At 58.2% G+C, this 18,220-nt stretch carries 24 protein-coding genes, 1 tRNA gene and 2 pseudogenes; 23 read left to right on the top strand and 4 right to left on the bottom strand.

What is annotated here, in order from left to right; all coding sequences use genetic code 11:
• Positions 1-9 precede the first annotated feature (9 nt).
• The 4 genes from ACGYLA_RS02815 (at position 10) to ACGYLA_RS02800 (ending at position 1,880) form a co-directional block, all read left to right on the top strand.
• Complete coding sequence (locus ACGYLA_RS02815) at positions 10-954, top strand: phage tail tube protein (RefSeq protein ID WP_394430118.1); 945 nt, start codon at positions 10-12, stop codon at positions 952-954.
• Entirely contained in the window at positions 951-1,103 is a 153-nt protein-coding gene (locus ACGYLA_RS02810) for a hypothetical protein (protein ID WP_394430116.1), read from the top strand. The genes ACGYLA_RS02815 and ACGYLA_RS02810 overlap by 4 nt, the downstream gene beginning before the upstream one ends.
• Positions 1,093-1,581 carry a hypothetical protein gene (locus ACGYLA_RS02805; RefSeq protein ID WP_394430114.1) on the top strand — a complete coding sequence of 163 codons (489 nt, stop codon included), beginning with the start codon at positions 1,093-1,095 and terminating at the stop codon, positions 1,579-1,581. The genes ACGYLA_RS02810 and ACGYLA_RS02805 overlap by 11 nt, the downstream gene beginning before the upstream one ends.
• Positions 1,582-1,667: 86 nt before the next feature.
• Positions 1,668-1,880 (top strand): hypothetical protein, encoded by a 213-nt coding sequence (locus ACGYLA_RS02800; protein ID WP_394430112.1) that lies wholly within the window; start codon positions 1,668-1,670, stop codon positions 1,878-1,880.
• A 3-nt stretch (positions 1,881-1,883) separates the two neighbouring features.
• Here the strand turns inward: ACGYLA_RS02800 and ACGYLA_RS02795 are convergent, their stop codons facing one another.
• Both ACGYLA_RS02795 and ACGYLA_RS02790 read right to left on the bottom strand, forming a co-directional pair.
• Positions 1,884-2,519 carry a DUF4145 domain-containing protein gene (locus ACGYLA_RS02795; RefSeq protein ID WP_394430110.1) on the bottom strand — a complete coding sequence of 212 codons (636 nt, stop codon included), beginning with the start codon at positions 2,517-2,519 and terminating at the stop codon, positions 1,884-1,886.
• A gap of 263 nt (positions 2,520-2,782) precedes the next feature.
• Entirely contained in the window at positions 2,783-3,067 is a 285-nt protein-coding gene (locus ACGYLA_RS02790; RefSeq protein WP_394430108.1) for a TraY domain-containing protein, read from the bottom strand.
• A 79-nt stretch (positions 3,068-3,146) separates the two neighbouring features.
• Here ACGYLA_RS02790 and ACGYLA_RS02785 point away from each other — a divergent pair, with 79 nt between their 5' ends.
• The 4 genes from ACGYLA_RS02785 to ACGYLA_RS02770 all read left to right on the top strand — a co-directional run bounded on the left by ACGYLA_RS02785 (position 3,147) and on the right by ACGYLA_RS02770 (position 4,879).
• Positions 3,147-3,305 carry a hypothetical protein gene (locus tag ACGYLA_RS02785; protein ID WP_394430106.1) on the top strand — a complete coding sequence of 53 codons (159 nt, stop codon included), beginning with the start codon at positions 3,147-3,149 and terminating at the stop codon, positions 3,303-3,305.
• A 73-nt stretch (positions 3,306-3,378) separates the two neighbouring features.
• A complete protein-coding gene (locus ACGYLA_RS02780; RefSeq protein ID WP_394430104.1) occupies positions 3,379-3,807 on the top strand; it encodes a hypothetical protein in 429 nt (142 codons plus the stop codon).
• A complete protein-coding gene (locus ACGYLA_RS02775; RefSeq protein ID WP_394430102.1) occupies positions 3,807-4,610 on the top strand; it encodes a Rha family transcriptional regulator in 804 nt (267 codons plus the stop codon). Before ACGYLA_RS02780 ends, ACGYLA_RS02775 begins: the two co-directional genes overlap by 1 nt.
• Positions 4,607-4,879, top strand: coding sequence for a hypothetical protein (locus ACGYLA_RS02770; protein ID WP_394430100.1), 273 nt, complete (start codon positions 4,607-4,609; stop codon positions 4,877-4,879). Before ACGYLA_RS02775 ends, ACGYLA_RS02770 begins: the two co-directional genes overlap by 4 nt.
• Before the next feature lie 82 nt (positions 4,880-4,961).
• Here the strand turns inward: ACGYLA_RS02770 and ACGYLA_RS02765 are convergent, their stop codons facing one another.
• A complete protein-coding gene (locus tag ACGYLA_RS02765) occupies positions 4,962-5,162 on the bottom strand; it encodes a hypothetical protein (protein ID WP_394430098.1) in 201 nt (66 codons plus the stop codon).
• A gap of 144 nt (positions 5,163-5,306) precedes the next feature.
• Here ACGYLA_RS02765 and ACGYLA_RS02760 point away from each other — a divergent pair.
• The 12 genes and pseudogenes from ACGYLA_RS02760 to ACGYLA_RS02705 all read left to right on the top strand — a co-directional run.
• Positions 5,307-6,014, top strand: a pseudogene (locus ACGYLA_RS02760) (phage tail length tape measure family protein); the annotation flags it as partial.
• Positions 6,015-7,436: 1,422 nt separating this feature from the next.
• Positions 7,437-7,631: pseudogene (locus ACGYLA_RS02755) on the top strand (phage tail tape measure protein); the annotation flags it as partial.
• A gap of 167 nt (positions 7,632-7,798) precedes the next feature.
• Entirely contained in the window at positions 7,799-8,461 is a 663-nt protein-coding gene (locus tag ACGYLA_RS02750) for a hypothetical protein (protein ID WP_394430096.1), read from the top strand.
• A complete protein-coding gene (locus ACGYLA_RS02745) occupies positions 8,462-9,046 on the top strand; it encodes a hypothetical protein (RefSeq protein ID WP_394430094.1) in 585 nt (194 codons plus the stop codon).
• Between the two features lie 110 nt (positions 9,047-9,156).
• Positions 9,157-9,447 carry a hypothetical protein gene (locus ACGYLA_RS02740; protein ID WP_394430092.1) on the top strand — a complete coding sequence of 97 codons (291 nt, stop codon included), beginning with the start codon at positions 9,157-9,159 and terminating at the stop codon, positions 9,445-9,447.
• A complete protein-coding gene (locus ACGYLA_RS02735) occupies positions 9,447-11,522 on the top strand; it encodes a hypothetical protein (protein WP_394430090.1) in 2,076 nt (691 codons plus the stop codon). The genes ACGYLA_RS02740 and ACGYLA_RS02735 overlap by 1 nt, the downstream gene beginning before the upstream one ends.
• A gap of 61 nt (positions 11,523-11,583) precedes the next feature.
• On the top strand, positions 11,584-13,998 hold the full coding sequence (locus ACGYLA_RS02730; protein ID WP_394430088.1) for a hypothetical protein: 2,415 nt from the start codon (positions 11,584-11,586) through the stop codon (positions 13,996-13,998).
• A 13-nt stretch (positions 13,999-14,011) separates the two neighbouring features.
• Positions 14,012-14,152 (top strand): hypothetical protein, encoded by a 141-nt coding sequence (locus ACGYLA_RS02725; protein WP_394430086.1) that lies wholly within the window; start codon positions 14,012-14,014, stop codon positions 14,150-14,152.
• Positions 14,153-14,368: 216 nt separating this feature from the next.
• A complete protein-coding gene (locus ACGYLA_RS02720) occupies positions 14,369-14,824 on the top strand; it encodes a hypothetical protein (protein ID WP_394430084.1) in 456 nt (151 codons plus the stop codon).
• On the top strand, positions 14,784-15,107 hold the full coding sequence (locus ACGYLA_RS02715; protein WP_394430081.1) for a hypothetical protein: 324 nt from the start codon (positions 14,784-14,786) through the stop codon (positions 15,105-15,107). Before ACGYLA_RS02720 ends, ACGYLA_RS02715 begins: the two co-directional genes overlap by 41 nt.
• Positions 15,108-15,169: 62 nt before the next feature.
• Positions 15,170-16,018: a lysozyme gene (locus tag ACGYLA_RS02710; protein WP_394430078.1), complete on the top strand. Its 849-nt coding sequence runs from the start codon at positions 15,170-15,172 to the stop codon at positions 16,016-16,018.
• Positions 16,006-16,323 (top strand): hypothetical protein, encoded by a 318-nt coding sequence (locus ACGYLA_RS02705; RefSeq protein ID WP_394430076.1) that lies wholly within the window; start codon positions 16,006-16,008, stop codon positions 16,321-16,323. Before ACGYLA_RS02710 ends, ACGYLA_RS02705 begins: the two co-directional genes overlap by 13 nt.
• Positions 16,324-16,458: 135 nt before the next feature.
• On the opposite strand, the gene ACGYLA_RS02700 is transcribed toward ACGYLA_RS02705, so the two are convergent.
• Positions 16,459-16,644, bottom strand: a complete 186-nt coding sequence (locus tag ACGYLA_RS02700; protein WP_394430073.1) for a hypothetical protein — start codon at positions 16,642-16,644, stop codon at positions 16,459-16,461.
• A 379-nt stretch (positions 16,645-17,023) separates the two neighbouring features.
• Between ACGYLA_RS02700 and ACGYLA_RS02695 the strand changes: the two genes are divergently transcribed.
• The 3 genes from ACGYLA_RS02695 to ACGYLA_RS02685 all read left to right on the top strand — a co-directional run bounded on the left by ACGYLA_RS02695 (position 17,024) and on the right by ACGYLA_RS02685 (position 18,089).
• Positions 17,024-17,539 carry a hypothetical protein gene (locus ACGYLA_RS02695; RefSeq protein WP_394430071.1) on the top strand — a complete coding sequence of 172 codons (516 nt, stop codon included), beginning with the start codon at positions 17,024-17,026 and terminating at the stop codon, positions 17,537-17,539.
• 90 nt (positions 17,540-17,629) lie between these two features.
• Positions 17,630-17,773 (top strand): hypothetical protein, encoded by a 144-nt coding sequence (locus ACGYLA_RS02690; RefSeq protein WP_394430069.1) that lies wholly within the window; start codon positions 17,630-17,632, stop codon positions 17,771-17,773.
• Positions 17,774-18,010: 237 nt separating this feature from the next.
• Positions 18,011-18,089, top strand: a tRNA-Ser gene (locus ACGYLA_RS02685).
• Positions 18,090-18,220: the final 131 nt, after the last annotated feature.

Genomic DNA, 18,220 nt, shown 5'->3' with positions numbered 1-18,220 from the left:
AGGCACCTCATGGCAGGCGCAAGCACATCAACCATTCGTTCGGCCTATGTGCCGGAGACAACCGCCGGGACGATCCCCGCCACGCCGGGCTTCACCACGATGCACAGCGCGGCGATGCTCACTTCGGCGCCGCTGATCACATCGGGCCGGTCCCTGATCGCCAAAGGCCAGCGCCACGGCCACTCGGTCAACGGCATTGAGGTCACAGGCACGCTCGAAACACCGCTTGTCTACGGCGCTTTCGATGATTGGCTCGCAACACTGCTGCAAGCATCGTGGGTTGCTGACGTGCTGAAGAACGGCGTTGAGGAAAAGACACTTGCCGTTGAGCAGACGATCCTCGCAGGGGCAGGCGGCACGCCGACCATGCTGCGCTTCCGGGGCGTTGAGGCCACTGGCGGCACCCTGTCGCTTGAGGCACGCAGTGAAGCATCTCTGAACCTCACGCTGCTGGGCCGTGGCTCCGACGACGCCACAACCACAGCGATTACCGGCGCGACTTATGCCGACCCCGCCAACGTCGACCCAATCACCTCCGGCGAGGACGTGGGCAACATCACATTCTCAGGTTACCCGGCGCTGGACTGCATCCAGTCGATGGAGATTGCGTTCACCTTCGAGAAACGCGAGGTGCAACCGCGCATCGGGTCCAATGATCTCTGCGGCGTGACGCGGGGCGACTTCCTGCCCACCATCACTGCCAACATGTACGTCGAGGACGGGTTCCTTGCGCTGTACAATGCGGCGCGCACAGGCGGCGAGCCTACGTTCGCAGTCACGGTCCCGCTGGGGTCTGTCTCTGGCGAGAAATACACACTGGTTTTCCCGGCGTGCCGCTTCGGTTCGTCCAGCATCGACATGAGCGGCAACGCAGTCATGCAGAACGTCGAAATCTTGCCTGAGTGGGATAGCGCGTCCGGTGCGACCCTTACCATTACGCGTGCAGTCGCATGATCGCCGCAAAGAAATTCGAGGGCGTGATCGGCGGCGAGCTGGTCACGTTCCAAAAGGGCGACACGATCACCAAGGATCAAGCCGAAGAGATGGGCCTGCAAGGCAAGCCCGGTCTAGCGAAAAGGGAGGCCAAGAAGAGTGGCTCTTAAACTGAAATCACGCGAGTTGCCCGCGGTCGAATTCCGCGCGGTGCTGCCTGAGTACCTTGGCCCCGGTGGCGAGTGCTTCATTGAAGTGGACGCGCGGGCGGGTGGGCCGATCAATCCGGCGTATATCGAAGGCGGTGAAAATCTGGCCCTTCGTGCCCGCGTGATGGACCGCAAGTCGCGCAAGATTGAAAGCGACGAGGAATTTGTGAAGGCCGACAGCCGAAACGCAGAGGACATTAACCGGGGGCGGTTCGGCATCCTCTATGATGCTTGCGTGATTGAATGGCGGTCCAATATCCAGACCGAAGACGACAAGGGCGAGGTGACAAACATCACCTGTGATCGCGACACGTTCCTCGCGCTCTATGAGCAGCGGGGGGTTCCTGAACTGGCAACCGCAATGATCCGGCTTGAGCGGGAAATCCTCGACGCGGGCAAAGCCATTGCGGAAGACGACGAGGAAACAGCAAAAAACTAAAAGCCGCCGTGTCTTGGTCGCTGAGATACTCGGCTAAGGAGGTTGAGTACCTAGCATCCAAGGGCGCGGCGGAATTAGCAAACGCAGTGGAGCCGGAGAACCTGCTTTACTGGAACGCATTCCTGCATCTGCGCGGGTCACGGCAGCAAGGCATGACTGTAGGGTCGATACCGCTTTCCGAGGTCATGGCCTATGCGGATGGCGTTCTCGGCCTGACGTGTCCGGTCGATCGGGCGCGGCTGGTGCGGATGATCGGTATAATGGACGAGGCTGAGCGGGCGGCGGCAGATAAGGGGTAGGGGCTACTCTGGCTCGTCTTTAGCCAACGCAGCCTCAACCCGAGCCGGAAGCTCATAGGAGTAAACCAGAAATAGGCGCGTGAAGTCGCGGCCACGCTCAACATCTTCGGGGGACGGCGGCTCATCATCATGGGCGCCTTCGTTGCCAAGGAACTTCACGGTGTCGAGAAGCTTGATCAGGGTATCCGGAACCGCTTCCTCTTTCTGCAAGGCGCGTATCCGGGCGTTCAGCATCCCTTTGCCCTCGGGGTTCAGGTCTTTCAGCGTGAGTTCGATCGATTTTCGGTACATCGTTGCCGCGCTCATGTGGCGACCATCTGCGAAATTCGCTTCGGCCTCGTCGAAGACCATTCCGATTTTGTCTGGAAGGTTCGCTACGACGTCTCTGGCAGGAGGGGTGGGAGCAGAATCAATAATTCTGTAATTCTCCCAAAACTGACTACCTGAAAGTTTATGAGCTTCGCCGACGGCCTTTCTATTCTTCCATTCCAGGTAAAGGATAACCCCCTTCTGGCAAACTGGACAGAAGCCAAAAGTACTCCCCTTAACACCTGAAGGTGAGTGAGAATACATTAACTCCAGCCCCACAGTCTTCGTCAGGCAGCCCACGTGCGGGCAATCGAAAGGAACAGTTCCCATGTGTCGTAATCCTCAAGTAGCCGCCCTGAACGCTACCATCAGGACCTGCGGCGATTCCGTGAACCTAACACGGCTGCTGACTGCTCACTATAACCGCCTGAGCACTGTGGAGAGGGACCAGTTTGCAGTGGCGCTGATAATGGAGATCGGTGCTCGCGAAGCTCTACAGAAGGTGAATGTAGTAAAGCAGGGGTGACTTACTTTTCCGTGGGGCGCTTCAACTGGCGGGGTGTCAGTGCACTGTCATATGCGCGGCGAGCAGGTCACATTGAGTTGTGCCTCTCGATATTCAGCAGGTCATTCTCAAGGTCTTTGACCCGCTCTTCCAACTCTTGCGTGGCGTTTGCGACAATCTCCAGAATGAACGCCTCAATTCCGTCCAAGGTGAACTCAACGCCGTTGTTGTCGGCGATCTCCAGCGAGGCCTGGAGGCGAGTGTTTATCTCGGCGGTCAAACTTCTGCCACTGCGCTCAGCAGCCTCCGAAAGCCTATTTTTGAGGGTTATCGGGATGTTGAGTTTGAAGGAGGTATGCGATTCTGAGGTCATGAGGCACGAATGCCCCAAAAAGGGACTTGACGCAATGTCTCTAAATGAGGCACAAATGCCTCATACGAAAGGAGAGCCAATGCAAACGAACACCAGACAATTCAAGCTGAACATGCCGTTGGACTTGATGGACTCGCTCAAAGAGATCGCAGTGCGCGAAAGCCGTTCTGTCACAGCGCAGATTAACCTGATGCTGCGGAAGCAAGTGGAGGCCGATCAAGCCAGCGCACAAAAGTAAAGGCCGCCGGGATTGCACTCCCAACGGCCTTTGAAATGAAAACCTTCGACGGAAATCAAAAGGATATTCGCTCATGAATATGTCACTTCACACACCTAAGATCAATCCCGCTCGTGGAAACGGTGTTTCCCGCCGCTCAATGCTCGGCGTCACCGGCGGCAGTCTCGCAGCCTTCATGCTCGGCGCGGTTCCGGTGAAAGCCGCAACGCACGATCCAATTCCCGGCTGGTTCGCTGAATGGAAGAAATGGCGCCAGGTCGAGGTGGAGTTGTCCGCTCTGCCAGAAGGTGGCGACTTTGACATGCCGGAACAGATTGCGGCATCCGAACGCTGCGAGAAACTCTCTGAGCAGATCGCTCACGCCAAGCCGACCACCGCGGCGGGCGTGGCGGCTCAACTGGAATGGCTGGATATCGACTCCTTCGGGCTGGGCGGCATCGGCGACCTGAACATCTTTGCGCTGCGCAACGCTATCGCGGCGATGCAGGGAGGGCTGGTGTAATGGGGCAGCAAGTCGATATCGGAAACGCCGCCGTAGTTCCTGCCGTGCTTGGCGAGGCGCTCACTATGAGTAGCCGCGAAATCGCGGACGTATGCGAGACCCGTCACAATCAAGTAGTGGAGACTATCGAGCGCTTGATGGAAACCGGAGTTTTGCGGGACAGCCGTAAAACTACTCGGCGGGTGCAACCGAACGGTGGCGGTCGTCCGATCAATGTGTACGACCTTACGAAGCGTGACTCGCTCGTTGTCGTGTCTGGCTATAAAGATGAAGTGCGGGCTCGCATCATTGATCGCTGGATCGAACTGGAAAATGCTCGCGTACCCCAATCAATCGGAGATTGGGCGCGGATCGCGATTGCGCAAGAGGAACGCTTTCAAGCTCTGCAACTAGAAAGCCAACAGAAGGACGCGGCGATTGGCGCGATGAAGCCGGCGGCCGATGCTTATGACGCGTATCTCTCCGAAGAAGGCGTCTGCCGCATCATGGACTTCTGCAATAAGCACGGGGTGAAGAAGAACCATCCCGGCTACGTCCTGCGGGACAGAGGGCTCATGCACCAGAAGAAGGTGCTTGCGACACAGACGGGCCTGAAGTCCGGCATCCTCAAAAATGTACTGGAAAAGAACGGCTTCGAATACATCGACAGCAAAGGGCAATCAGTCGAGTCGCAATTGGCGATGATCGTGCGGCAGCGTGAAGTGTCTTTGCTCAAGATGATCGTGGACGCTTACGGAATGACCGCATTTCGCAATCCGGTTGCGTTCGAGCGAGCCAAGAACCTGATCGGGGGTGCGGCATGACGAACGTGGTCCGCTTCCCCAGTACTGCCTCAGGTCGTGTCAGTCAGGTTTCTGTTCAAATATCGATGTATAGCGAGGAGAATGGCGGCGTCGATCCGGGTGAGAAAACCCTTTATCCGGTAGAGGTCTTGTTCCCAGACGGCACTTGGGAGATCGCCTCGCACTTCTACACGTTGGCCGACGCAAAGCTGGCCGCGTCATTGGAAGCCAAAAAACGGGACGCAGTGCTACTGGAAAAGAGTTTTTGGCCCACGCGTCAGGTTGAATAGGCACCACCACTACCGAAAGGTGTTGCCATCATGGCAATACCTTCGCGGCCTAGCCGCCTTGGACATCCCGTTCGCGGGGTGTCTATTCCTTCAACGATGCACAGAAGGCCTCGATGCTGTCGGAGAGTTCGACTATCTGATCGATGGTTTCCTCATAAGCAGTTGCCGCCCGATCCCGGGCTTGTTCGCTTCCCAATTTTGAACGTCCAATATCAGCCGCCAAATCCAGCATGTGATCTATAGGGTTTGGGCCGGTAACTTCCACATTCTGGTAAGCGTCCATTCGCTCTTTGCAATCCTCCCAATCTGACGCGCTTGCTGTCGTGCACACGCAAGCCACTGCTATCGCAGAAACAATCCTCAACATTCTCAATCTCCCAATCAACCGCGGCCACGCTAGGCAGGCGGCTCCATTTCGGCAAGGGGTATGGTTATGCCAGCACTACGTCTCTCAATCGATCCTAGTGGCATGGAAGACGGTGGCCGGAAGGCCGAGAGCGCCCTTGATCGGGTGACGCGTGAGGCCGCTGAGGCTGAGGGTGCGGTCGACAAGGTTAGCAGCAAAATGAAGACCGCCGGGAAGTCGTCGAAGGATATGGCGTCGGAAGCGACCAAGAGCGCGTCGTCAACCAAGCGCCTCGGCAGCGCCACGCAGGCCGCAGCGTCCAAGGTTGAGGTGCTTTCCTCTGCGCAGGTCCAGGCGGCAGCAACCGCAGGCGAGTTAAGCCGAGCGAACGTCACTGCTGCGGGCAGTGTCAGCAACCTCACATCGCAGTTCAACGATATCGGCGTCATGTTGGCGGCAGGTCAAAGCCCGCTACAGCTTGCATTGCAGCAAGGTACGCAGATCACGCAGGTGATCGGCCCAATGGGCGCGGCTGGCGCGGTTAAATCCCTCGGCTCGGCGCTACTGGGGATGCTGAGCCCGGTCAGCCTCATCACGGTGGGCTCCATCGCAGCCGGTGCGGCCATGTTCAACTGGCTCACGTCCAGCACTGATGGCGCTGAGGATCTTGATGACGCGCTTGCCAACGCTGGCGACCAACTTTCGGAATACATCGACCTGCTTTCACAAGCAGACGCACTGGGCGGTGAGCGTTTTGAGCAGACCCGCGAGCAAATCCGCATGACATCGCAGGCATATGCGGACCTGATAGCCATTGCGAAAATCGAGGCGTTTCAAAGTATTGACGCGCTCAACGATTCCTTGGTCGCGGCGGCAATGAGTGCAAGCTGGCTCAAGACAGCAACGGCAGATGTTGGTCGTCTGCTGGATATTGAGACAACGCTGCAAGGCAACATCACAGTATGGAAGGAGAACCGCGCTCAGGTCGAAGCATTTAAGGATGATCTTGAAGGCCTTCGGGACGCGGCGACCCTAGATGAGCAATACGAGGCGGCGCTTCGGCTTCGGGATGCGTTCAAATCCACCGTCGATGTGAACGGGGAGATGACCGCCGAGCAGCTGGCGTTCTTCAAGACGCTATCTCAGTCAATTCAGCAAATGGAGATCATGGGCGCGGCCATCAAGGCTCAGGCATCGGCTATGACCGAGGTCGAGCAGGCGGCAGCCAATGCTGCGCAGAGCTACGCGCAATCTCGGATTGAGGGCGAAAAGGCTCTCATGTCTGCCAATAGCTTGCTGACGACTTTGCAGCAAGAGGCGCAAATTCAGGCGCTGATCGCCCAATATGGCGCGGATAGCGTGCAGGTAGCTGAGGCAAGGCTTGTCGCTGAGCGCGATATCTTCGTGGAGCAGACCAATTCGCGCGATGTTGCGGACAGCTTGAAGGCTGAGTTGATCGCCGCATGGGACGCGGCCAACGGCATCGCTGCGGCGGGCATGGCTGGTAATATCGGTGCCGCTACTGCTGAGGCAGTTGCGCTTTCTCAGCAATTAGGGATCAGCCTTGGCATTGCGCAGCGGTTGGCTGCCATGGGTCCGCAGGGGCAGGCTGACACAAGCACCCTTGACGAAAATGGTCTGCAATATGGTGGCCGGGGCGGTGATCCGCGCTCGCAAGGCGGTCGCGCGATTGATATCCAAACCGCAGACGCTCAAGACTTCCTTGCGAACTGGAAGCCCCCTAAGGCCTCCAGAAGCGGTAGGTCGGGAAGGAGTGCGGCGAGTAGAGCGGCGGATGCCGCAGCCAAAGAAATCGACCGCACAAAAGACGCCTACGACAACCTCATGGCCTCACTGGACCCTGTGGTCGCAGCCACGCAGAATTTCCAAGACGCGCAGGAGAAGATAAACGCCGCACTCAAGATCGGCCATGCCACATCAACGGAGGCCGCAGAGGCCTACAGGCTCGCCCGTGAGCGCTTCGATGAGGCAATCAAGTCGGCGGACAAGGGCGCGAGCGTTTGGGATAACTTCAAGGAAACCGGGGCCAGCGCGATCGACAAGCTGATCGAAGGCACCATGAGCCTGAAGGATGCGGTGACTAGCCTGATTAAAGAGATGGTCATCGCGATTGCGAAGAAAGCCTTGCTAGGCAATGGGGCTGGAGGTTCGGCAACCGACAGCCTCGGCAGCATCATCATGAGCAGCTTTGGCTTTGCGGACGGTGCTGCGTTTTCCGGCGGGCGCGTGACTGCCTTTGCGACTGGCGGCGTGGTCAACGGGCCAACGATATTTCCCATGCGCGGCGGCACTGGCCTCATGGGCGAGGCGGGCCCGGAGGCTATCATGCCCCTCACGCGCACCAGCAGCGGTAAGCTGGGGGTGCAGGCGTCGGGCTCAGGCGGCAACAGCGGCGGGCAAGTGGACGTGCGGGTCTATGTGGATCAAGACGGCAACTGGCAGTCCAAGGTTGAGCAGATCAGCGGGAACGTGTCGGCAAAAGTGGTCGATGCAAAGACGGGCGCCAACCGCCGTGCGCAGGCCGATAAGAAATACTTGAGCGGGGGCCGCTGATGCAGGTTTCTTTCCCATACCCGGTCTGCGTTCAGACATCCTCTATGGATCTCGACGGGCTGCGGTTCTCGCCGTTCACCAACATCGACAATGAGAGCTTCGGCAAGCCTGCACTCAACGGGTTTTGGCGGGTTGATATGTCCCTCATTGGGTTGAGCCAGCAGGCGCAGTTGGCGCTTTCTGCGTTCCACACCCAGATGAAGGCCGCGAACGCCCGCTGTGTCATTCCGGTGATCTCACAGTGGCGACCCAACGACGACAGCGGGCGGATGTTGACGCATAACTACCCCGCGCCGGAGTGGACCTTCGATCATGTGGGCTTCGCCGCTGAACCTTTCGACGGATTCACGCTGCGGTCAGCAGCATCGCACCGGGATAGCTACATCGACGTGAACAAGCCCACGCTGTCTCAGCTTTGGCCGGGGCATTACATCACTTTGGGCAATCGCTTGCATCAAGTGGTGAACGTGAGCGCAATCGGTGAAAGCGACACGGCAATCCGGGTTTCTGTCATGCCAAATATTCGCGGCAACCACAACGCGGGCGAGATCGTCGTTGTGGATCAACTGGCACTAGAGGTCACTTGCGTTGAGTCTGACCCAATCACCAACGAAGGGGCGCGAATGAACCCCGTTGGCTTTTCTTTTGTCGAGGCGTTCTAAATGAGCATCCACGACATTCCCGACGAAGACCTGCGGCGCGGCGATGTGGCCTGCACGATCCTCTGCCAGATGGACTTCGCGACGAACCCGCAGAACTGGTGGCTGGGCTATGGGCCGCTCACGGCAGGCGGGGTCGAGTATCAAGGCACGGGCGACGTGATCAAGATCGGGGCCATGTCTATCACCTACGGCATGAGCGCGGGCATGGTGCGCTTTGAAATCCCCGCCGCATCGCCTGAGATGGTGGCGCGGTGTGACAATCAGGCGACTGAGGTGAACAATCGGCGCTGCCAGTTGTTCTACCAGCTTTTCAGCACGGTTGAGCGGGACGGGGAGCATCAAGGTCGGCTCATTGGCGATCCTATCAGCATGTTTCAGGGCAAGATGCGGGATATGCGCAGCACGTCCTCCGCAGATAGCCGGGTGATCGAACTGGAAGCCTACGGACGGCTATCCCGGCAGGGCAAGCCACCGTACGGGCGCTGGACGGATGCGGACCAGCGGGCGCGGTTCCCCGATGATACGGGCATGGCGTTCATTGCAAGCCTCAAGGACAAAGCTGTGGCGTGGGTGCCGGGCAGTTGATCCGGCAGGCGACCGAGGCGGACATCCCCCGGCTTATAGATATGACGGAGGCGCTAGCAGCGTCTGTGCGCGGCCCTCAGCAGGTTTGCAGGCTGCGGACGGGCGAGACGTTGGCAAGCCTTCTGCGCAACCCGCAGGGCGTTGTTTTCGTATCCGGTGGCGGGTTCATCGCCGGGCAGATTATGCAGACGGTTATCAGCCCTGAGCCAGTGGCGTTTGAGCTCGGATGGCTGGCGACCGACCGCAGCGGATTACGGCTCTTGCGGGCTTTCGAGGCGTGGGCGACAGAGCAGGGCGCGACCCTCATTAAGATGAGCGCTAACGGCGGCGCGGCACAGCGCATCCTTGAACGGCGCGGCTACGCGGTGGCCGAAGTGCAGATGGTTAAAAAGGTAGGCTGATGGCGGTTTTCTCACTAATCGGGGCGGCTATCTCCAGCATTGCCTACGCGGGCGGATACCTTGCGGCAGCGGCTGGCTTTTCCGTTGCGACAGCCACGTCCATCGGGGTCGCAGTGGCCAATGCGGCGGTGTCTCTGGCACTCAGCGCCATTTCCCGCGCGCTGGCCCCAAGCGTCAGCGTGCCCGTCAATGAAATTCAGGCGGTTATCAGCCAAGCATCGGCCCCGCGCCGCATCTATGTCGGCGAAAACCTAGCTGGCGGGGTTCGTGCGTTCTTCGACGTGAAAGACGGTGTGCTGTACCAGCTTGTCATGGTGGCACATGGCGAGATTACCAGCTTCGAGGAATGCTGGGTTGATAGCGTTGCGGTCACGCTAGACGCAAACGGCGATGTGACCGAAGGCAAGATGCTGGATTACGTCAACGTCCAGACCCGCGACGGCTCAGAACTTGGCGGGGATTATGCGGACCTGATCGCGGATTTCGTTTCGTGGGATACCGACCGCAGGCTTGAAGGGCAAGCCACGTTCCTCGCGCAGATGAAAGCGCCGAGCGGCAACGACTTCTCCAAGGTTTTCCCCAAGTCCTACAACACGACGCTGCAATGGGTGATCCACGGTCAGGCGGTCTATGACCCGCGCACGGATAGCACTACCTACAGCGATAACGCGGCTTTGGTCATTGCGCACTTTCTCACGCATGAAGACGGGTTCAAGATCGACCCGGCCGATATCAACTGGGATAGCGTCTCGGCAATGGCTGACGTGGCTGATGAGGCCGTGCCACAGCTTGAGGGCGGCACCGCGCCCCGCCTGCGCCTGTGGGGCTACTGGACGCTTGATGAACCGCCGTCTGACGTGCTGGACCGGATGCATGCAAGCAGCGGCATCCGCGCCTATGAAATGCAGGACGGGCGCATCGGGTTGATCGGAGGCAGCTTCGGCACCCCAGCCTGCACGATCACGGCGAAGGACATCAGGGAAATCCAGACCAGCGAGGCGATCAGCGAACGTGAGGGCTACAACCTCCTGCGGGTGCTGCACATGGATGCTTCGCAGAAATACACAGTCACGGAAGTTGACTCATGGAGGGATGCAGAGCGGCTGGCTGTCGAAGGCGAAATTCCCAAGGAGTATGAACTCGGCATGTGTCCGAACCGGGCGCAGGCGCGGCGATTGGCGAAAGAGCAGTTTCACGACGACAACCGCGCCAAGGTATCCATCATCACCAACCTTGTCGGGCTAAAGGCACGTTTCCCGCGCGAACATGCGCAGCGCCACACGATCCTGCTGGACTATCAACCGGAGGACGGTTCGGGCCGCGTGATCCAAGGTGAATACGAGGTGCTAGACCACGAGTTTGACCCGATTGAGTTGCAGTGCCGGATTGATCTTGCGGCGGTGGATCGGGCATCGGGTGAGTGGACGCCAGCAGAGGCCGGAGACGCCCCCACGCCATTGCCAGATGATCCGCAGAACCTAGCGCCGGATATCTCAGCGGTATTCACGCAGCGCATTGTGCAAGCCTCCGCAAGCAGCCGCATTGCTACCCTTGAGGTGGACGCGGTGCCAATCGTGGGGCGCAACGATATCGCCGTGCAAGCGCAGTACCGCAAGACCGGCGCAAGCGCATGGCTGGACATGGCTGCAACTGATTACACGGCGCAGTCTGGCCCGGTTGAGGATGGTGAGACATACGAAGGGCAAGCCCGCTTCGATGGCGTTTTCTATGAGCCGGATGAATGGGAATATCTCGGAACGATCACGGTGCAGATCGACGCGACGGCACCGGGCGAACCTTCTGAACTGTTCGCCTCCAACGGGACCGGGCGCGTAAATCTCAACTGGCGCAACCCGGCAGGCGAGTTCTACGAAATCCGTATCTATCGCAGCACAACCGCTGTATTCGGTGACGCCTCTCTAGTCGGCACAACAGGCGGCGTATCGGGGCAAATCTCCGAGTTCTCCGACGATACGATCACGGCAGGGACTGAATACAACTACTGGGTCGCAGCGGCCAACGTGTCTGGCGTCGAAGGCTCTCCGGCTGGGCCTGCTAACATCACCACAGCCTAACATTCCGAACCCTTGAAATCACAATACCCGCCCCGGCGGGCCTCTTGCGCTGGAGAATTACATGCCTGAGACACAAACCGAAAGAATGAACCGCATTCTGCGCGACCATGTCGGCTATACTGGCGACGGGCAGGGCGGCGATGGCGCGCTTCCGATTGGCGATAGGTCAACGGCTCGTAAGCCAATTGATAAGCGCGATCTTAGGGAAGCTTTTATTCCGCTCGCAGAGTCGGCTGACGGCCTTAAATCTGCGGTTGGGGATGCGGATGAAAGCGCAGCTATTGCTATTGCAAAGGCCGCTGACGCTACGCTTGCCGCGAAGGCTGCGGGCGCACCGCTTTTCGCCACGCTCGCGGATGGTGAGGCCGCAACCACTGATGGCGACGTTTTTATGGTTCAGGCTGAACCCGGAACGGCGGTTTATGAGCGGCAGGCCGGTAGCGGGGTGTTGCTTGGCTGGCTGGGTGAAATCCTGTTTGAAGACTTCGACGCGCTTGATAGCTTTGACGGCGATCTCGGCGCAGGCACCACGATGCGGACACGTAAAGAGGGGTATTCGGTCACAGTTACGGCGGGGGCTAATTATCAGCAGTTGACCTCGGGCGGTCTAAAGGTGAACCCAAACCGCGCGGCTAGTGTGACCCCCGCGCCGATCAAGGCTGCTACGTTTGAGGCTTTCACCTCTAGCGCGGCTTCGCCTGTGCCGGTTTCATCATTCGATGGTTCCCTATGGGGTTATTCCGGCGGGCGTATTTACCGTCAGGATGCCAAAGGCGGAGCTTGGACTGATATAGGCGCAACACCGGGCGGCGCATCTGTCATTAGGCTGCATAAGACCGATGACGGGGAGGTGGTTCTCGTAACACCTCAATCAATCTACAAGTCGAGCGGTTGGCCGAATGCTCCGACTTGGGCCTTAAAGGTCACCAACACTGGCGGCACTGCTGCGTTCTACAACTTTAGCGGCGGCGGTAATGGACGCAAATTCATCTTTGGCGAATATGCCACGGGCGCGGCTGATGCCGGGTGGCAGAATAGCCAGAAGGCGTGGGCTAGTGTCGATTCCGGCGACACATGGAGCGTGATCTATGACGCCACGACATTGCACCCAACTGATGACTATACCGACAGCCACATTCACGGCTGCGCCTACGATGAAGTGCATGACATTTTCCTTGTGATTGAGGGGCATAAGTCAGAAGGCATCTATTGGTCTACAGACGGCACCACATGGACGAAGGTGAATAAAGGCCACGTTCCTAACGGCGCGTATCCAACCGTCATCGTGCCAACAACGCATGGCATCGTCTTGGGGTCTGACAGCAGCGAAAACGGCATGTTTGTTCTTGATCGCGGGGAAACTCCTGCTGACATGAGCCTGCGTTGGGTCTGGGAAATGTCCGTCGATGTGCCGCAGATTGCGGGCTTCGGCAGATCGTACTGGCGCGACGACCAGACAGGGATCGTCTATATCGGCTGGTGGTGTGATGGTTCCGCTACTGTGGGCGCTCCGGTCCCGCTGCTTATCACGGCATCGGATGGCGTTGGTGCTTGGGCTGTTTGGACGGGTGATGATTCCACCGGGGCTACAACGATCAGCGAAATTCCGAACGTAGTTGTCGCGCCTTGGCGGGAACTATTGGCAGTCACCTCTGGCGGGGCGGGTTCCAACATCATTAAAGGGGATGTGCCTGCACCGGGTGGCGTAGATAAACACGCGCTTGATCCGGGCGGCGTTCTTGGGGCGAAGCGGACAGACGTTAGGCGTTCCCTTGCCGCAGGGCGCGGGGCGCGGGCAGGTTTCCGGGCAACGGCTCTTGGCGCGGGCGCAAGTGCGCCAAATGAGGCGGGCACCGCGATTGGCAGTGCGGCGAAGGCAGGGAATAACGGTGTTTCGATTGGCGCGGGTGTCGGAGACACGTCCAAGCCGCAGAGTGTTATTATCGGGTCGGGGGCTACTTCCGACAGCCTATCTGTGGCCGTTGGTCAAATTGCGAGTGCTGGCCTTAACTCTGTCGCGGTCGGGCAGGCTGCAACTGCGTTTAGTGACGCTGTCGCGGTCGGCAAGTCGGCCAATGCGGGGAACCTCACGTCAACTGCTGTTGGTCGCTCTGCATCCGCCACCGGAACAGGCGGCACAGCCATCGGTCGGCAAGCGTCTGCGGTCGGATCAAGTTCAGTCGCCGTGGGTTATCTTGCGAGTGCGGGCGGCGATATCTCAACGGCGGTGGGTAAGAGCGCGAGCGCTTCTGCATTCGGTTCGTCTGCATTCGGGAATGGCGCGACTGCTACGCACAGTTACAGCATGGCGCTAGGTCAGGGGGTATCCACTACCGGCTTCAATCAGGTCGCAATCGGCAACCGCGATCTTGAGGTTCAAGACAGTACGAGGGGTGTCATTCTTCAGTCGCCAAACGGAACGCGGCATCGGGTGACGGTGGCGGACAATGCGTCACTCACAGTTACTGCCCTGTAAGGAGGAAACCCCCATGAAGCCAGAACCCGAAGACTTCTATGCGGTCCTTGTGGATCAACGCAATGCGGCGCTGGATCAACTCGCCAATGCGCTTGCTGAAAATGCGGCGCTTAGGCGTGAGATTGATCGGCTTGTCGCAGCAGAGGGTGAGTAATGCTCCCCCTCTGCGAAGCCGTTAGCCGCCGTCTCTGCCGCGGGCTGACGGGCTGGGACATGACGCTGTGTGCGTTTGCGTGGTGGCGTCGTGACAAGCACCGCAGGCTTTACCGCGTCATTGATCGGGCGACGTCGTGGATAGAGCCATTTCACACGATGCGTAGCTATGAGCGGCGCTTTCCAATGGATAACCGTATGAACCAAGGGGGATGCCGTGCTGACATTTAAGGCGAATGTTCTGGAAGAGGGTAGGGCCGCCGAGTGGCAGTCTGCCGCCCTTCTTTTGACGTTTGCACTCATCTTAGCGGTGCCGGGGGAAACCACGACATCAACCGCAGGCTTCCGTACCTTCGTTCGGCTGGGGCTCGACGATGCAGCGCTATCCGCGCCTGTGGCGTTGGTGGCGCTGTCAAGAATGACGGCTCTCTATGTCAACGGCGCGTGGCGAAGATCCCCGATTGTGCGCATGGTCGGGTCCATCGTCGGAGCGAGCATCTTTGCCATGATTGGCATGGCGTTTGTCTGGCCTGCTCTCGAAAACGGCCTCAGTGTTTCTGCCCTATCAACGGGAGGAATCTATTTCACACTGGCGTTCTTCGACGCTTTGTCAGCCTATAGGAGCGGTGCCGATGTACGAATGGTTCAGCAGCTTTCTTGCCGAACTCGATAAGGAATCGGCGACCATTCTCGGCACAGGGGTGGCTGCAGTGGTTGTGGGTATCGCAACCGGATTGCGAGGGTTCAAAAAGGGAAAGCCAATTCCTCACGAAACAGCGCAAGCCATCGCGAAGATTAGCTGCGGTGCGCCGGAGTTGAAAACAGAGATTGTGACAATGCGGCACAAGCACCATGAGCTTATGTTCAGTATTTCCAATCTGCAGAGAGACATCGATCGAATGTCCGAACTGCTGACGCGGGTCGAGGACCGGACAAGACGGACCTCGGCTGAATAACCACCCCCCCCATCATCAACCACATGCCCCGCCAGCGGGGTTTCCAGCATTGGAGAATGCCCATGAACCGATACCTCATTGAAAACTGGCGAGTGGTCTTGCGCTCGTATTCATTCGTCAGCATGGTGCTCGGCCTGCTGGCACTTGTCGCGCCGAATGCGATATATGGCCTCTTCGCGATCGAGGCCGACCCATACCCACTCGGGACGGCGGCGCTGGTGTTCTTCGCATTTGGCATCCTCGGCCGGTTTGTCCGACAGGTGCCTGAGACGCGGATCGGCCGCCGGCTGATTTTCTGGACGGCTTTCCTCTTCGGCGTGTTCATGCTGGTGAAGTCCATCGGCGGTGCGTTGGTCGAGGATGCTGTTCTGCCGGAGCCGGAAATACAGGCGAGCATCGAGGCGCAGATCGTTCCGGCTATGGCATCGAAGCCGCGGCCTCCGTTGATCCCGCCGCCGCCGGTGGCCGAAGATCCTTTCGATGAGATCGCCTTCCAGCTTATTGCTAAGTGGGAGGGCAAGCGAAACCAGAGCTATCGGGACATCGTGGGCGTATGGACGATCTGCTACGGCCACACGCGCACCGCTGCGCCCGGGCAGTACAAGACTGACGCCCAGTGCAAGGCGCTGCTGATTGCAGAGATCGCAGAGTACCGCGACAAATGGCTGGCCTATGTCAATGAGAAGGCGCAGACCTACTGGCTGCCGCCAACCCGCAAGGCCGCATACACGAGCCTCGCGTTCAATGTGGGCTGGCATGGGGCAGGCACCAGCACCGCGACCCGGCGCCTCAACGTTGGCGACATCAAGGGTGGCTGTGAGGCGATCAGCTGGTGGAATAAGGCGGGAGGCAAGGTCGTCCGCGGTCTGGTGCGTCGCCGCACCGAAGAGGTCGCGCTATGTTTGGTCTGAGCCATCTTCATGCGCAGCTGATCGCCAGCGGGGTAGGCGTGGCGGTCCTGATCGGCGTGGTGGTCTGGTTGAGAGCAGATGCCGCCGACGATCGTGAGCGCGAACTGCGCGCCAACCAAAATACCAACCGCCTCCAGCAAATTGAGAACTCGAAGGGAACGCAGAATGAAGTTGAAAGCCTTACTGACGACGATCTGGATTCCGCTCTCTGCCGGGTCTTGTCTACCCCCGAGCAATGTGAGCAGCGACGCGCTGTTCAAGGACGTGAGCCAGCGGCCACCCAAGGCGCAACCCGCGACGATTGAGGCGATTGCGCGGGATCGGCCTGTCGCTGAGTGGGTCGTCTATCAGGCGCGGCAGTGTGATGTGCACGGCTGCTTGTGAAATAAGGCCCGTCTCTATTGATGCAGGGGCGGGCTTTTTACGTTTTAGGAGAGAGATCATTCGCGAACCGTGATAAGCGCCCTCGGATCGATGCAGACCATGTAGCGATCGGCGCTGACCACAAACATACCCCCATCAACGCGGCAATTGTCTCGACGTTCTGTCGTGACGATGGCAACTATGGATCTGTATGCGAAGTTCATAGCGAGAGCCACGACGGCGGCGATTAGGGCGGTTTTCATGGGCAGTCCTTTCAGCGGCGCTGCAAGTGCAGCTATAGAAGTATTTGGGGTAGGACGCAGATCGTGGGCGATCAACTGTTTCGAGCAGGGACAACACACATCGAGGTGACATGCTGGGCTTGCGGTCACAGCGTCACGCTCATGCCGGATGGTGTGCCGGTGGGTATCACGGACCATGAGTTTGAGAAGCGGGCCACCTGTCGCTGCGGGACAGGCTGGCCCTATGTCGTCAAGTTCCCGAAGAAGAAGCCCATGACTATGTGATCTTGTCATAACTGATGGGACCGAAGACCGGCGACTAGGTGGAAGTGTTGGGCTTGCGCGTAGCTGCTACCAAGGGTTAGGTGTAGCTCTTATTTCAGGTCATTGGGAGGAAGTAGTGAGTTCAATCAGAGTATCTTATCAGAACCAAGAATGGCACCGCTTGGTTCGCGAGTGGTCAGCCGAATGTGATGAATTTGAAGAGAATTTCGGGGAGTATGCGACTGCATCTTTACCTGTTCTAGACGAACTGGCGAGTTCGGCCCAAACCCCGGCAGCTGGTGTTTTCGGGTACGAGGAAGAAGGTTCGTTCAAAGCGGTCTACCAAGCCAACTCCTCCTTTCTTCCGGGGTATGTAGGTAAGGTTTTGCGTATCCGTCACATAGTTCTTGCTCCAAAGTTTGATTTTTCAGATGAGTTCGACATTGACGATTACATCAACGTGATGATCGGAGTGTTTGCTGGCGCGATTTTGTTGGCAGATGGAGAGCTCATGGCGCAGCATGTTAAATTTCACCTTAAAAGCCCCGCAGAGCGCGAGTTCGGACAAAAGTTCATACAGGCGGCAGGTAAGCAGCCAGTTTTTGCCAAAGCTGAGATGCGCGGTTCTTGGATTTACCTTTCAAAAGCCTAGATCTGTTGTAATGATGCGAATCAGTGGAAAAGCAACAGAACCACTTAAATTAGAAAAGAAGCTCAGTAGAGAGATTTCGGGAGACTGATCATGTTTTCGCGTGAAGAGCAGTTTTTGGCTGTTTCTAAGTCAGTGAGGGCCGCCATGTTGGAACTTGGGCTTAGCGGGATACGCAGCGGCGAGTTCTTTGGTATGAAACAACAAAGCCAAGTGCAGCTAAAAGAAGCTGCCTGAGATATAAGCCAATACAAGCGACACCAGTTAAATGAAGAGAGCCTCCATTGTGAGGCTCTTTTTTTGTTACAGCGCCCACAACCTACGAACCTAAAGTGGCTCTGCGGTCCGAACGGGGCGCGCTCCATTGGGGCTGTCATCGCCTAGGGTGTTTTTGAACCCATTCGTTTTTGTTCAGCTTAACCGTTTCAACCGTTTCAGCCTGCCTCGAACGTGAACGAAACCGGGTATAAATAGGGGTTTAAGCGTGAACAAAGCGCCCGTGCCTGCCCTCCGAAGGCAGAGGCCAGAGGTTCGAATCCTCTAGGGTCCGCCATTATTTTCCATATCAATGTCGTTTGTCGCGTTGGGGGCTGTGCCTTCGCCTGCGGGGGGCGTTGCCGTAGGCTCGCCAATCGTTTAGATTATACTCTGTATCTGAAAACTCTATCCGCACTTGTCTCGGTT

It is taken from the genome of Sulfitobacter sp. 1A13679 (assembly GCF_043557115.1).
In the GTDB taxonomy this organism is placed as follows: domain Bacteria; phylum Pseudomonadota; class Alphaproteobacteria; order Rhodobacterales; family Rhodobacteraceae; genus Sulfitobacter; species Sulfitobacter faviae.
This window is presented reverse-complemented; position numbering and strand designations above follow the sequence as displayed.